This is a genomic window from Aeromonas sp. 96A (genome assembly GCF_051919165.1).
Classification (GTDB): domain Bacteria; phylum Pseudomonadota; class Gammaproteobacteria; order Enterobacterales; family Aeromonadaceae; genus Aeromonas; species Aeromonas veronii.
In genome coordinates, this window is the sequence record NZ_JBQBFE010000001.1 from 1656072 (window position 1) to 1669093 (window position 13022).

General features: G+C 60.0%; 13 protein-coding genes. 6 read left to right on the forward strand and 7 right to left on the reverse strand.

Annotation, left to right across the window (positions count from 1 at the left end; genetic code table 11):
* Nucleotides 1-5 precede the first annotated feature (5 nt).
* From ACTG2W_RS07415 to ACTG2W_RS07425, 3 genes are all read right to left on the reverse strand, one after another.
* The gene (locus tag ACTG2W_RS07415) at nucleotides 6-1556 is read right to left on the reverse strand and encodes an NAD-dependent malic enzyme (protein WP_368221325.1); all 1551 of its coding nucleotides are present in this window, start codon (nucleotides 1554-1556) and stop codon (nucleotides 6-8) included.
* Nucleotides 1557-1579: 23 nt separating this feature from the next.
* The gene (locus ACTG2W_RS07420) at nucleotides 1580-2896 is read right to left on the reverse strand and encodes a 2-hydroxycarboxylate transporter family protein (RefSeq protein WP_043818893.1); all 1317 of its coding nucleotides are present in this window, start codon (nucleotides 2894-2896) and stop codon (nucleotides 1580-1582) included.
* 518 nt (nucleotides 2897-3414) lie between these two features.
* A complete protein-coding gene (locus ACTG2W_RS07425; RefSeq protein WP_274160687.1) occupies nucleotides 3415-3585 on the reverse strand; it encodes a hypothetical protein in 171 nt (56 codons plus the stop codon).
* 298 nt (nucleotides 3586-3883) lie between these two features.
* Between ACTG2W_RS07425 and ACTG2W_RS07430 the strand changes: the two genes are divergently transcribed.
* The 5 genes from ACTG2W_RS07430 to ACTG2W_RS07450 all read left to right on the forward strand — a co-directional run bounded on the left by ACTG2W_RS07430 (nucleotide 3884) and on the right by ACTG2W_RS07450 (nucleotide 7975).
* Complete coding sequence (locus tag ACTG2W_RS07430; protein WP_005349886.1) at nucleotides 3884-4396, forward strand: MarR family transcriptional regulator; 513 nt, start codon at nucleotides 3884-3886, stop codon at nucleotides 4394-4396.
* A gap of 1 nt (nucleotide 4397) precedes the next feature.
* Entirely contained in the window at nucleotides 4398-5453 is a 1056-nt protein-coding gene (locus tag ACTG2W_RS07435; RefSeq protein ID WP_440016150.1) for an HlyD family secretion protein, read from the forward strand.
* Complete coding sequence (locus ACTG2W_RS07440; RefSeq protein WP_440016151.1) at nucleotides 5443-6540, forward strand: DUF2955 domain-containing protein; 1098 nt, start codon at nucleotides 5443-5445, stop codon at nucleotides 6538-6540. The genes ACTG2W_RS07435 and ACTG2W_RS07440 overlap by 11 nt, the downstream gene beginning before the upstream one ends.
* 171 nt (nucleotides 6541-6711) lie before the next feature.
* Nucleotides 6712-7476, forward strand: coding sequence for a substrate-binding periplasmic protein (locus tag ACTG2W_RS07445; protein ID WP_100646544.1), 765 nt, complete (start codon nucleotides 6712-6714; stop codon nucleotides 7474-7476).
* A gap of 142 nt (nucleotides 7477-7618) precedes the next feature.
* Nucleotides 7619-7975: an MliC family protein gene (locus tag ACTG2W_RS07450; protein ID WP_005358851.1), complete on the forward strand. Its 357-nt coding sequence runs from the start codon at nucleotides 7619-7621 to the stop codon at nucleotides 7973-7975.
* Between the two features lie 57 nt (nucleotides 7976-8032).
* Here ACTG2W_RS07450 and ACTG2W_RS07455 read toward each other — a convergent pair whose 3' ends face one another.
* The 4 genes from ACTG2W_RS07455 to nrdD all read right to left on the reverse strand — a co-directional run bounded on the left by ACTG2W_RS07455 (nucleotide 8033) and on the right by nrdD (nucleotide 11565).
* Complete coding sequence (locus ACTG2W_RS07455) at nucleotides 8033-8425, reverse strand: TonB family protein (protein WP_005358848.1); 393 nt, start codon at nucleotides 8423-8425, stop codon at nucleotides 8033-8035.
* 177 nt (nucleotides 8426-8602) lie between these two features.
* A complete protein-coding gene (locus ACTG2W_RS07460) occupies nucleotides 8603-8773 on the reverse strand; it encodes a YqaE/Pmp3 family membrane protein (RefSeq protein WP_005338440.1) in 171 nt (56 codons plus the stop codon).
* A gap of 64 nt (nucleotides 8774-8837) precedes the next feature.
* On the reverse strand, nucleotides 8838-9347 hold the full coding sequence (gene nrdG / locus ACTG2W_RS07465) for an anaerobic ribonucleoside-triphosphate reductase-activating protein (RefSeq protein WP_440016152.1): 510 nt from the start codon (nucleotides 9345-9347) through the stop codon (nucleotides 8838-8840).
* A 100-nt stretch (nucleotides 9348-9447) separates the two neighbouring features.
* A complete protein-coding gene (nrdD, locus tag ACTG2W_RS07470; RefSeq protein WP_440016153.1) occupies nucleotides 9448-11565 on the reverse strand; it encodes an anaerobic ribonucleoside-triphosphate reductase in 2118 nt (705 codons plus the stop codon).
* 443 nt (nucleotides 11566-12008) lie between these two features.
* Between nrdD and ACTG2W_RS07475 the strand changes: the two genes are divergently transcribed.
* A complete protein-coding gene (locus ACTG2W_RS07475) occupies nucleotides 12009-12983 on the forward strand; it encodes an ABC transporter substrate-binding protein (RefSeq protein ID WP_440016154.1) in 975 nt (324 codons plus the stop codon).
* The last annotated feature ends 39 nt before the right edge of the window (nucleotides 12984-13022 follow it).

Genomic DNA, 13022 nt, shown 5'->3' on the forward strand with positions numbered 1-13022 from the left:
AAACGTCAGGACGCTGCCCAATAGTGCGGATGCCACCAGGTCTGGTCAATCAAAGGTGCCGGATCGCCGACAAAATCGGCCAATCCTTCCTCGCGGGCACAGAGCGCCACCGCTCTGGCGACGGCGCGGGCCACCTCTCCCACCTGCTCGATGGGGGGCAACAGCCGACCCGCCACCAGCGGATAGGCGCCGACAGCCCGCACCGCGGCCAGCAACATGCCATCGCTGATGCGGCGCGCCTTGACGGCGCACGCCCCGAGACCAATCCCCGGGAATACATAGACGTTGTTGCACTGGGAGACCACCCGCCGCTCCCCCGCCACCGTTACCGGCGCAAAGGGGCTGCCGGTGGCCAGCAGAGCGCGGCCATCTGTGGCAGCCCATACCTGCTCGGGGGTGGCCTCGGCGCTGCGGGTCGGGTTGGAGAGCGGCAGGATCACCGGCTGATCGCACACCTCCCCCATCGCCTGCAACACCTCGCGGGTAAAGAGGCCGCCCTGACCGCTCACCCCGATCAGCACAGCCGGGCGCACCTGACGGATGGTCTCCAGCAGTGAACTGCTCCCCTCCTCAACGGCGCGGGCAAACGGCTGTTGGGCACGAGTCAAGTTGGGACGATCGCTGCAGACCACCCCGTCCTGATCAAACAGCCAGACGCCGTCGTGACTCCCCGCCAGCTGGGCCAGCATGGCAGCGATGCCACAACCGGCAGAACCGGCACCGACGATCAGCACAGGGGCATCATTGAGGGCGGTCTCCGCCTGTTGCAACCCGGCCAGCACGCAGGCGGAGGCGACCGCCGCCGTGCCCTGAATATCGTCGTTGAACATGCAGAGCTCGTCCCGATAGCGGGCCAGCAGGTTGGCGGCGTGCTTGCCGGCAAAGTCTTCAAACTGCAGCACCACCTGGGGCCAACGCTTGCGAATGGCGGCCACCACCTTGTCCATAAAGTGGTAGTAGCTCTCGCCGTCGATGCGCGGGGATTGCCAGCCGAGGTAGGAGTCATCCTCCAGCAGCTCGGGGTTGTTGGTGCCCACATCGACGCAGAGCGGCAGGGTCCGCGCCGGATTGATGCCGCCAGCAGCGGAGTAAAGCGCCAGCTTGCCGATACAGATCCCCATGCCGCCGATACCGAGATCGCCGAGCCCCAGCACCCGCTCCCCATCGGAGATGACGATCACGTCCACCTCCTGCTCCACCGACTCGAGGATATCGTCGAGATCGTCCCTGTCATGCCAGGAGAGGTAGAGACCGTGACTGCGCAGATAGAGATCGCTGTGGCGCTGGCACGCCTCCCCCACCACCGGGGTGTAGATGATCGGCAGCAGCTCCGGCAGGTGGTGACGCACCAGATCGTAGAAGAGTACAGGGTTGTCCTCCTGCAACTGGCGCAGCAGCAGATGCTGGTCAAACGGACTCTGCATGGCGCTGACCAGTCGGTAGATCCGGCGCCGCTGCTGGGAGAGGGACTCCTCCTTGTGGGGCATGCGGCCTCGCACACCCTGACGCTTGCGCTCGGCATAGGGCAGGCTGGTGCCCATCATGATGTCGTTCATCTTGTTTGTTCCTCAATCCGGTATCAGGCGAGCAGGGAGATAAGAGCGGTGGCCAGGATCAGCATCACGGCGCCGCCTAGGCGAGAGGAGATCTGGGCAAAGGGCATCAGCTTCATCCGCTGGGCCGCCGAGAGCACGGCGACATCGCCGGTGCCCCCCATGTTGGCCATGCAGAGCCCGCCGGTGATGGCCGCCTCGATGGGATAGAAGCCGATCAGCTTGCCGACCAGCGCCGCACCGAGAGCCCCGCCAATCACGGTGACCATGACCAGCACGAAGTAGCTGATGGAGAAGGCGCTGATGAGCTCGGGAATACTGGTATAGGCGACACCGATCCCCACCAGCAGGGAGGGGGTGAGGTTGCTCACCACAAACTGATACCAGTCAGCTGCCGCCTGCTCATAGCGGCGCGGCAGCAGGCCACTCACCTTGATAAAGGCGACCGCCAAAATCATCAGGGCGAAGGGGTGCATCGGGATAAAGTTGCCAAGCAGGGAGCCCAACACAAACATGCTGGAGCTGATGAAAAGGCCCATACCCAGACTCTGCAGGGTCGGCGCTTCGGCCTGCTCATCGGCAATGCTCTGGCTATTCTCTTTGACCATCAGCTTGCCGTTGCCAGTCAGGGAGGGGTAACGGCGACCAAGGCGCGCCAGCAGGGATCCCACCAGAATGGCCAGGGTATTGGCGATCACGACCGCCGGTACCATGCGCGACAAGAGATCCGCACTGGACATCTGCATCGGGCCGGAGAGGATCTCCACCAGAGGCACCGCGCCAGCGCCCATGCCACCGCCCATGATGGGCAGACCGATCAGCAGCACCGCATTCTTGAAGCCATACCCCATCAGGGAGCCGACCAACCCCACGCTCAGCAGTGCCAGTGCGACGCCACCAAGAATGACCGGTAGGTAGCGCATGGCGGCATTTTTCAGCAAAGCGCCGCTCATACCGAACACCGAGCCTGTCACCAGACTGGCGATAAAGAAGTTGAGAAAGCCCCCCTCCTTCATGAAGTTGGTGATGACCTGCCCCGCCTGCACCGGCAGCAGCTGGTATTCGAACAGGGCGGCGCCGCCAAAGATGGCGAGGATGGTGCCACCCCCCAGGTATTCGCGGATCGGCATGATCCGCTCCCCCAGCTCGGTCAGCAGGGTGCCCAGCACAAACATCAGTGCCAGCGCACCGACCATGCCGAGCGGCAACGAGCCGTTCCAGCCGGAAAAGAGAACGCAGGTCGCCAGCCCCAGAAATATAAAGAGCGGCATACCGGCAATTTGTTGGCCGCCCATAAAGGCGGCCTTTTCTTGTGTGGTTTGTAGGGGGGAGAGGTTTTTCATTGTTATGTACTCTGCGTGTGATTGTGGCCGCTACTTTATTGATCCCCCTCTCCCCTGTCGGTTAGCCAGACTGCAAAGCCATATAAAAACATTAAAAACTTAAACATCATGGTGCCGCCAACGTGCGCTGCACAATAGAACACCAGACCATCGATGCCCTGCTCGACCAGGAAATTGGGCGATAAAACGAGCGAGCCCAATGGCGGATATTTGGGTGATCAGCAGTAATAACGATGCGATGACCTCTCCCCCTTAGGGGAAATAACAGGGCCAGATGACAAGCTCTGCGACCATTTATCGCCACAGATCCTGTGAGTGATAATCAGCGGGCAATGTCATCGTCATAACGCGAGCGCCACGGCTTGCCACATCAGGGTTTAAGTCAGCGTGCAGGAAGCACGCACGATGAAAAAGGGTGAGGAGAAAGATGCAAAAAGGGGAGATTGAAATAGTGATGAGTCAAGCCAGCGAATACCAGAGCACTGGCTTGAACTCACAAGGATCACACACGGTCAGGTCTATTCTGCCAACAGCAATGGAATATTGGCGGGGTCAAAATCATGACTGATATCGGTACAGCTGATAGCGCCTTCCCGATTCACGCCATGGTGTGACTCTGCACCATATTCCCCATCACTCAACAGCGCTTCAATTGCCAGATACACACATCCACTGTCATATCCATCCACAACCCGTTTCCCCCTTGTTTTATAACCTCATCAATATTAGCGGATAAAAAAAGAGCTGCTCGCTGAAGCTGAAAATTTCATGAAAATAATCGCCAGATATCCTCCATTCACGGCGCAATATCCGAAGCGGCAAAAGAGTCTCGAGTGGATCAGCCCCGAAAATAATATCAGGGTCTCGAATGCTGCCAACTCGCACCAGCGAAAGATCCGACCAGAAACATGATCCGCATCACACTATTTACTTAGCCTGCTAAACAAGTATGATACTTAGCAGGCTAAGTAGATTGAGGATGAGAAGATGACGGATCTGGAAAGGTTGCGCGAGCTGTCGCTCGCCGAGCAGATAGCGCGGATGCACCGGCTATGGCGTACTGCCGCCGACCTGGAGCTGGCTCCCCTTGGCCTCACCCATCCCCGCTGGACCGCGCTGTGGAAGCTCTCCCGCATGGGGAACCATGTCAGCCAGAAGACCCTGGCCGAAGCCCTCGAGATAGAGCTCCCCTCCCTGATGCGCACCCTGGGCCAGCTGGAAGAGCAGGGTCTGATTGAGCGCCACTGCTGCAGTCAGGACAAGCGGGCCCGCATCGTCTGCGTGACCCCGGCAGGCCAGACCCTGCTCGATCAGATCGCCGACCGCATCATGAATATCCGCCGGGAGCTGCTGGGGGGCATCGACGAGCAGACCCTGCAACTGTTTGAAGCCACGGTGCAGCGGATCTCGGCCAACGCCCTCAGCAAGATTGAACAACACCACGACCGACAAGCCGGAGGCGATACAAGCCCTCCCGAGACCGACACAGAGAGAGAATAAGATGACCCCGGATCAACAATTTACCCGCTGGATAAAATGGTCCATGGCGGGCTTTGCCACCCTGTTTGCCTATTTTCTGATAGCCGACCTGCTGATGCCCCTCACACCGCAGGCGATGGCGACCCGGGTGGTCACCAAGCTGGCCCCCCAGGTGAGCGGCAAGGTGATCGAGGTCGCCGTTCACAACAACCAGCAGGTCAAGAAGGGGGATCTGCTGTTCAGGCTGGATCCGGCCCCTTTTGAACTGGCAGTGGAGCAGGCCCGCCTTGCGCTAGCGCAGGCAGAGCAGCAGAACAGTGAACTGGATGCCGCCCTGACCGCCGCCGTTGCCGAGATCAACGCCAAGGAGACCCTGGCCAGCCAGAAGTGGCGCGAGGCTGAGCGGATCGATGCGCTGTACCAACGTCACATGGTTTCGCTGCAACAAAAAGATGAGGCTGACAGCGCCCTGCGCAGCGCCCAGGCCAACCTGCGCGCCAGTCAGGCCAAGCTGGCCCAGATCAAAGCCAGTCGTGGCGTGACCAATGAGGATAATCTGTTGCTGCGCCAGGCCCGCAACAAGCTGGCGCAAGCGCAGCTGGCCCTCTCTTACAGCCGGGTCCACGCGGATCAGGATGGCACCATCACCAACTTGCAGCTCAAGCCGGGCAGTATCGCCAGCGCGGGCAGCCCGCTGCTGGCGCTGGTGTCGGAACAGGTGGACGTCATTGCCGATTTTCGGGAGAAGAGCCTGCGCCATATCGGTGAGCAAACCCGCGCACTAGTCGCCTTCGATGGCGAGCCGGGTCAGCTCTATCCTGCCCGGGTAAGCAGTCTGGATGCCGGGGTGAGTGCCGGTCAATTTGATGCCAACGGTCGACTGGCCGCGCCGGTGGAGTCTGATCGCTGGGTACGGGATGCCCAGCGGATGCGGCTGCACCTCGAGCTGGACCAGCTCCCCGATCATCTGCCAGCCGGGGCGCGAGCCACGGTGCAACTGCTGCCGGACAATGCCCTGACCGCCATGCTGGCACGGGGCCAGATCCACCTGCTCAGCCTGCTCCATTATGTCTACTAACCACGCCACTCACCCGTCGGCCAATGCTGCCCCAGCCCACCCCGTCGGTGGTGCTGCCACTCACCTCTGGTATCGGCCCCTCACCGGCAACGAGCTGCGCCAGTGCCTGCGCATCGCCTTTGGCTGCACCACGGGCTTTCTGCTCTGCAAGCTGTTTGGCTGGAATTACGGGGTCTTCTATACGGTCACGCCGGTGCTGCTGCTGGGAATGGTGCCGGTGATGAATGGCCATGCCGCACGCCAGCTGATCGCGGCTGCGGTGGTCTGTGGGGTGGAGGTCGGGCTGCTGGGGGGACTGTTTGGCAGCCATCCGGCGCTGATGACCCCTATCGCCTTCATGCTGTTTCTCTACCGTTTCGCCGCCATGTCGCGGGGCAGCCTGTTTCTGTTCGGGGCCAACGGGGTGCTGAGCCTCAGCATCATGCTGCACTTTGCCAGCTATCCGCAGACCGACCTCAACGACCTGATCCTCAACAATATCTGGGCCAGCGTGCTGTCGGTGCTGATCGCCTACCTGATGACCATGCTGATCCCGGATGTGGAGGCCAGACCCAAGCCCGCCTCGCCCCCCAAGGCACCGCACCGGATGCGCCATGAAGCTCTGCTGGGTGCCACGGTGGCCACCCTGTCGTTTCTGGTATTTCAGGTGTTTGACCTGCGCGACTCCATGTCTGCCCAGGCCACGACCTTGCTGGTGCTGTTCCCCATGCACTGGAACGGTGCGCTGAGTTATGCCCGCAAACGGGCGATGGGCACCTTGCTGGGGGTCACCTTCGGCTTGCTCGGCCAGTTGCTGCTCTATGACTGGTCAGGGCAACTGTTGCTTGTCGCTCCACTGCTGTGGCTCGGCGCCATGTTGTTCAGCCATGCCCACGTCAAGGAGGCGGGCGGCTCGGGGGTCGGCTTTGGCGCCCTTACTACCCTCGGCATCCTGTTTGGCCAGTACCTCACTCCGGGCAACGATCTGGTGTTCAGCGCCCTCTACCGGGTGAGCAGCATACTGTTTGCCATTGTGGTCACCCTGTTGGCCTGCTACCTCGTCCACCGGTTGCTCAATCGCTTCGAGGCGACCCGCTTCGGTTATTGATTTCCTGTTGTAAGCACTGTTGTCAGCCCATGGATGAGCTCTCTTTCGCCCCGTCGCCTGCCGGGGCGTTTTTTCTCTCCCTCGTGTGCCTCCCTTGTCATCCCCCCACCACCACAGCTCAGCGCAGAAGTACGGCTATGCTTGTAAGGCTGCTGTCGATGAGGTGTACCTATGGTCGCGTTGTTAAAAAAATGGCTGGTTTGTCTGATGCTGTTGGCTACCAGCCCGCTCGGGGCAACCCCGCTTGTCATTGGCGCCGAAGATGACTGGGCCCCCTACTGCGAGCGCGACAAGGACAATGAGGATGACCAGCCACGCGGACTGGCGCCTGAGCTGGTCAAGGCGGTGTTCGCCGCCGAAGGGATCGAGATTGTCTTTCGCACCCTCCCCTTCGCCCGCTGCATGCACGATGCGAAAAGCGGCAAACTTGCGGGGTGCTTCAACGCCACCATCACCGAAGAGAACCGCTACCAGTACCACTGGCACGATACCCCCATGTTCGAGGAGGATCTTGCCATCTTCGCCCTTGCCAGCGACCCGCAACGGGATCTCAAGCTCACCTCGCTGGAGGGCAAGCGGGTGGGCATCACCCTCGGCTACACCTACCCTACCGATTTTATGGAGAACCCCAGAATCACCCGCTTTCAGGCCAAATCCGATGCCCAGATCCTCGAGATGCTGGTGCGCGGCCGGGTCGACTACATCCTGATGAACGGCATGCCGGGCTACCTCAAGATCCAGCAGAAGCAGCTGACCGGCAAGGTGGTCAAGGTTGGCAAACTCTCCACTGATGGCTTCTGGCTCGCCTTTTCCCGCCACCACCCGCAAGGGGAAGCGCTGGCCAAACAGTTCGAACAGGGGCTGCAAAAGATCAAGAACAACGGCATCTATGAGACGCTGATCCGCCAGTTTGAAACCAGACTTGGCCTCTACTGATTGACGATTCCTTCCTGATAGCGCCCCCTCATACTCGCGCGGTAGGCCGGACAGCCAGCGACGCACCGAATGGCCGTGCGGATTGCACAATAACGGCAACCTGTTAGGCTCACGCCCGTATGACACCAATGGAGCTGTAATCATGAATAAGGCACATATGATGGCCGCTGGTGCGCTGGCCCTCGGCCTGCTCGCCGGCTGCAATCAGGGCAATACCCTCTCAGTCACTGGTGGCGAACCGGTCAGTTATCAGTGCGAGCAGGGCAAGAAGGTGCAGGTGCGCTACTTCTCCCTCTCCGACGAGAGCCTCAACTTTATCAAGCTGTCACTGCCGGACGGCAAGGATTACACCCTGCCCCAAGCCGTCTCGGCCTCCGGTGCCCGCTATACAGACGAACATGAGGCCGTTTGGTGGAACAAGGGGGATGAGGGCTTTGTCGAGCTTCGGGATCAGGATGGCGAGTGGCAGACCGCCTACAACGACTGCAAACAGCAATAAACGTGACCCCGGCCTGGCCGGGGTCTCTCTTTACTCTGGCATCAGAGTGGTGGGGGATCAGTTGATCTCGATCTCGAAGCGGTTGGTCACCTCGACCGGAATGGCATCCGGGTTGCCCTCTGCCGGGCTGTAGCGGATCCGCGAGAGGGTCGCCAGCGCGCTCTGTTCCAGTTCGCCGGGGGGCTCGGCCGCCACCACTTCCGGCTTGACCGGCGTGCCGCTGGCGTCGATTTGATAGCGTACTTCCACATACCCCTTGACCGGTTTGGCCGGCAGGGCTGGCTCGTCATTGCCAAGCCATGACCACTGCTTCTCCTGAACCCAGTAGCTGGACAACTGCTCGAGAGGGATAGCGATCGGAGCGCGCTCGTGCGCCACCTCCTGACGGGATGAGCACCCCAGCAACAGTGTCACTGCCAGACCTGACCATACTGCGACTTTCCACTTCATGTAACGCTCCTTGTTCTCTGCCGGTGCTTGTTGCCGGACTGCGGGCCGCTCAACACGCGACCTTTTGGTCAGTCACCCATCCTAACGAAAAAGTATTCGTATGAACATGAACAAAAGGGCCAACCCCGAGAGGTTGGCCCTTTTATCGTCAATGAGCTCACTAACCATCCGCTGGCATCAGCCGCGCTTGTCGCTCACCACCAACCAGAGCGCATGCACCATGCCCGGCAGACCGCCCATCAGGGTCAGCACTATGTTGATTAAAAAGTGCAGGCTAAAGCCCACCTGGATAAACGCGCACACCGGGGGCAAGAAAATGGCTAGCAGGATCTTGAGCAGATTGTTCATCTCGGCTCTCCTTTTCAAAAATGTCGTCAGGATTGGAATGGGCTAACCATAAACATCCCGGACTTCAACTGCAAACCAGACAGGGAATTCGCTCACCCGCATCACGCCAGGCGTTGAGGTCGTGGATCTGCTGATTACTGCTGCCACGCCATAGCAGGCCCGGATCTGCCAACTCCTTTTCAAACTTGCCATCCACCAGCACATCCAGCAAGGCCACCAGCTCGCGCTGGGCCTCTGACAGCTCGCCGAGCCGGTAGCCGGTCCAGCACCAGATATCCTTGCCCGGACACTCGGCGCGTACCCGTTTCACCAGCGCCAGCACGTGGGGCACGTTGGCCGGGTAGAGCGGATCGCCGCCGGAGAGCGACAGACCTCGCCGTTTGATGCGGCTGTCGTTGAGATCCGCAATGACGCGATCGCTCATCGCCTCATCGAACGGCTGGCCGCCATCAAGCCGCCAGGTGCTCTGGTTGTAGCAACCCGGGCACTGATGCTCACAACCGGAGACAAACAGGGTGGCACGGGTGCCGGGGCCGTTGATCACATCGACCGGGTAGTATTGGTGGTAGTGCATCGCTTGTTTCCTGCCTCGTTCACGGGACAGCGGCATAACTGCCGCCCTCCAATGAAAATGGCCCCTTGAGTCAGGGGCCAGCTCTTCATCGCCTGTGCGCTTACATATGTTTGACGCGGCGCTTCACCTCTTCCTGCTTGCCCGCATTGAAGGGGCGTGCATCCGGGCTGCCGAGGTAGCCGCAGACACGGCGGGTCACCGACACCTTGGCCGGGTCGTGGTTGCCGCAGCGCGGGCAGGTGAAGCCCTTGGAGGTACATTCGAACTCACCGGTGAAGCCGCAGTCGTAGCACTCGTCGATGGGAGTGTTGGTACCGTAGTAGGGCACCTTGTCATAGCTGTAATCCCAGACGTTTTCGAGCGCTTCCAGGTTGTGCTGGATGTTGGGGTACTCGCCGTAGCAGATGAAGCCACCGCTGGCGATGGGCGGATAGGGCGCCTCGAAGTCCAGCTTGTCGTACGGATTGACCTGCTTCTCCACATCAAGGTGGAAGCTGTTGGTGTAGTACCCCTTGTCGGTCACGCCGGATACCACGCCAAACTCTTTGGCATCGATGCGGCAGAAACGGGTGCAGAGGTTCTCGCTCGGGGTGGAGTAGAGGCTGAAGCCGTAGCCAGTCTCCTCTTTCCACTCGTCAATGGCTGCCCTGAGACGGGCGATGATGGCGATGGCCTTCTGTTGCAGCTCGGTGCTGTCAAACAGGTGAACCTTGTCACCAAACAGGGCGTTGATGGTCTCGTGAACTCCGATATAACCGAGGGAAATGGAGGCACGACCGTTCTTGAAGATCTCGCTGACGTTGTCGTCCGCCTTCAGCCGCACGCCGCAAGCCCCTTCCATATAGAGGATCGGAGCAACCCGTGCTTTCACCCCATCCAGACGGGTGATGCGGTACATCAGCGCCTTCTTGGCGACCCGCAGGGAGGCATCGAGACGATCCCAGAAGTCCGCTTCGTCACGGGATTTCAGGGCAATGCGCGGCAGGTTGAGGCTCACGACACCCAGGTTGTTGCGACCTTCGTGGATCAGCTCGCCATTCTCCTCGTAGGCACCGAGGAAGGAGCGGCACCCCATGGGGGTCTTGAAGGAGCCGGTCACTTTCACGACCTGGTCGTAGTTGAGGATGTCCGGATACATCCGCTTGGAGGCACACTCCAGCGCCAGCTGCTTGATGTCGTAGTTGGGATCGCCCTGCTTGTGGTTGAGGCCATCCTTGATGGCGAACACCAGTTTCGGGAACACGGCAGTCTTCTTGTTCTTGCCAAGGCCAGCGATACGGTTGCTGAGGATGGCGCGCTGGATCATCCGCGACTCCCAGCTGTCCCCCAAGCCAAAGCCGAAGGTGACGAACGGCGTCTGACCGTTGGCGGTGTGCAGGGTGTTGACCTCGTACTCCAGCGACTGGAAGGCGTCGTAGCACTCTTTCTCGGTGCGAGCCATGGCGTAGGCTGCCACATCGGCAATGCCCCACTCTTCGGCCACTTCACGGTGTTTCTGCCAGCTGATGGTCACATAGGGGGCCAGCACTTCGTCGATGCGGTTGATGGTGGTGCCGCCATAGATGTGGCTCGCCACCTGAGCGATGATCTGGGCGGTCACGGCCGTGGCGGTGCTGATGGATTTCGGGGTATCGATCTCCGCATTGCCCATCTTGAAGCCGTGGGTCAGCATCCCTTTCAGATCGATCAACATGCAGTTGAACATCGGGAAGAAAGGCGAGTAGTCGAGATCGTGGAAGTGCAGATCACCGCTCTCGTGGGCCTGAACCACATCACGGGGCAGCATGTGGCTGGTGGCATAGTGCTTGGCGACGATACCGGCCAGCAGGTCGCGCTGGGTCGGGATCACCTTGGAGTCTTTGTTGGCATTCTCGTTGAGCAGGGCTGCATTGGTCTGCTCAACCAGACCGCGGATCTCCTGCGCCAGACGGCCGCGCGCCTCGCGAGCCTGATCCCTGTCGTGGCGATATTCGATATAGGCACGGGCGATGGCCTTGTCGTCGGAAGCCATCAGGTGGTTTTCGACCCGGTTCTGGATCTCGTGGATATCAACTTCACCACGCCCTTCCAGCTCCTGACTCACCGCATTGGCAATGCGGGAGGCGAGTGCCGGATTGGCCTGATTGACCGCTTCCGCCGCTCGGCTGACCGCCTCTGCAATCAGCTGGGCATTGAATGGTGCGCGACATCCGTCACGTTTGATCACAACCGGTTTCATGGATTTTCCCCGTTAAAAGGCCAGGCATTTGCCTCTGGCTCACCCTTGTTGGGCCCCCCTCCCGGCATCTCGTCCTGGACGCAAATAAATTCAGCCGAGGCTTGACAAGCCTGGGCTGAAGATAGGAGGGGAACAGCTTATACACAGCTTAATAACACAACATATAGGGATTAAAAACGAATGCGTCCCTATATGTGGTGTCTATTAGGCACTAAAGCGAAGCCTCATTTCTTGATCCAGAACAGGTTTTTCAGCGAGCGGGACAGTTCACGACCAACCAAAAAAAGCCCCATTCAAATCCAACCTCAAGCAGAGTGCGGGCTGGAGTCCGATCCATCAACCCGAAAAAAATCGCCCCCCGCCGCACCGGTTTCGAGATGACAGCGTCAACCAAAACCGCCCATACTGAACAAGAACTCTCTCCCCTCGACAAGGGATAACCCATGCGCACCTCCCTGCTATTGCTACTGCTATCCACCCTCTCTCTGCCGCTCTGGGCTGCCAACATTCTGGTGATCAGCAGCTACCATCCCGAATACCTGTGGGACCAAAGCTACAACAAAGGGCTGCTCGATGGCTTGCAGGGGGAGCACAAGATCACCCACTTCTATATGGATACCAAACGCCATCCACGGGAGAAGTTCGACGAGATCGCCCAGCAAGCCATCGCCTTTTATCTGAAGAGCAAACCGGATCTGGTAGTACTGGGGGATGACAACGCCATCAACTATCTGGCCAACGAGATCGCCTCGCTGGGTACCCCGGTGGTCTTTCTCGGCATGAACGAGAACCCCCGCCTCAAAGGCTTTGTCGGCCACCCCAAGATCACCGGCGTGCTGGAGCGCCCCCTGCTCAAGCGCAACATCAGCGAAATAAGCCAGATGATGGGTGGGCTCGACAAGACACTGGTTCTGTTTGATTCCAGTAATGTGGCCCTCACCGCCATCGAGGATGAATTCAAGACCCAGACCGAGCTGCGGGTCGGCCAGACCCGGATCAACAGCCAGCTGATGGGGGATTACAGCCTCTGGCAGGAGGCGGTGCTCAACGCCAAGAAGAACGGCTATCAGGCAATCTTCCTCGGCCTCTACCACACGCTGGTCGATGACAATGGCAAGCATGTAAGCGAAAAGACGGTGCTGGAGTGGACCAGCGCCAACACGCCGGTGCCGCTCTTCTGTTTCTGGGAGTTTACCGTCGGCAAGGGGATGGCCATCGGTGGGCTGGTGCTGGACGGCCACGATCAGGGGATACAGGCAGCCAGCCTCATCAACACCATACTGGCGGGCACCCTGCCCCGTACCATCTCCCCGCGCGCGGCCCTGCGCGGCGAATATGTCTTCAGCAAGAGCGAGCTGGCCCGCTGGCAGCTCACCGTGCCCGACAAATGGCGCCACAAGATCCTCTGGCGTGAGTGACCGCCGAAACAAAAAAGAGAACCCGGCCATGCCGGGTTC

Coding starts and splice junctions, on each gene's coding strand:
- ACTG2W_RS07445 (WP_100646544.1), top strand. CDS start 6,712: ATGGTCGCGTTGTTAAAAAAATGGCTGGTTTGTCTGATGCTGTTGGCT.
- ACTG2W_RS07455 (WP_005358848.1), bottom strand. CDS start 8,425: ATGAAGTGGAAAGTCGCAGTATGGTCAGGTCTGGCAGTGACACTGTTG.
- ACTG2W_RS07435 (WP_440016150.1), top strand. CDS start 4,398: ATGACCCCGGATCAACAATTTACCCGCTGGATAAAATGGTCCATGGCG.
- ACTG2W_RS07475 (WP_440016154.1), top strand. CDS start 12,009: ATGCGCACCTCCCTGCTATTGCTACTGCTATCCACCCTCTCTCTGCCG.
- nrdD (WP_440016153.1), bottom strand. CDS start 11,565: ATGAAACCGGTTGTGATCAAACGTGACGGATGTCGCGCACCATTCAAT.
- ACTG2W_RS07450 (WP_005358851.1), top strand. CDS start 7,619: ATGAATAAGGCACATATGATGGCCGCTGGTGCGCTGGCCCTCGGCCTG.
- ACTG2W_RS07460 (WP_005338440.1), bottom strand. CDS start 8,773: ATGAACAATCTGCTCAAGATCCTGCTAGCCATTTTCTTGCCCCCGGTG.
- nrdG (WP_440016152.1), bottom strand. CDS start 9,347: ATGCACTACCACCAATACTACCCGGTCGATGTGATCAACGGCCCCGGC.
- ACTG2W_RS07420 (WP_043818893.1), bottom strand. CDS start 2,896: ATGAAAAACCTCTCCCCCCTACAAACCACACAAGAAAAGGCCGCCTTT.
- ACTG2W_RS07415 (WP_368221325.1), bottom strand. CDS start 1,556: ATGAACGACATCATGATGGGCACCAGCCTGCCCTATGCCGAGCGCAAG.
- ACTG2W_RS07430 (WP_005349886.1), top strand. CDS start 3,884: ATGACGGATCTGGAAAGGTTGCGCGAGCTGTCGCTCGCCGAGCAGATA.
- ACTG2W_RS07440 (WP_440016151.1), top strand. CDS start 5,443: ATGTCTACTAACCACGCCACTCACCCGTCGGCCAATGCTGCCCCAGCC.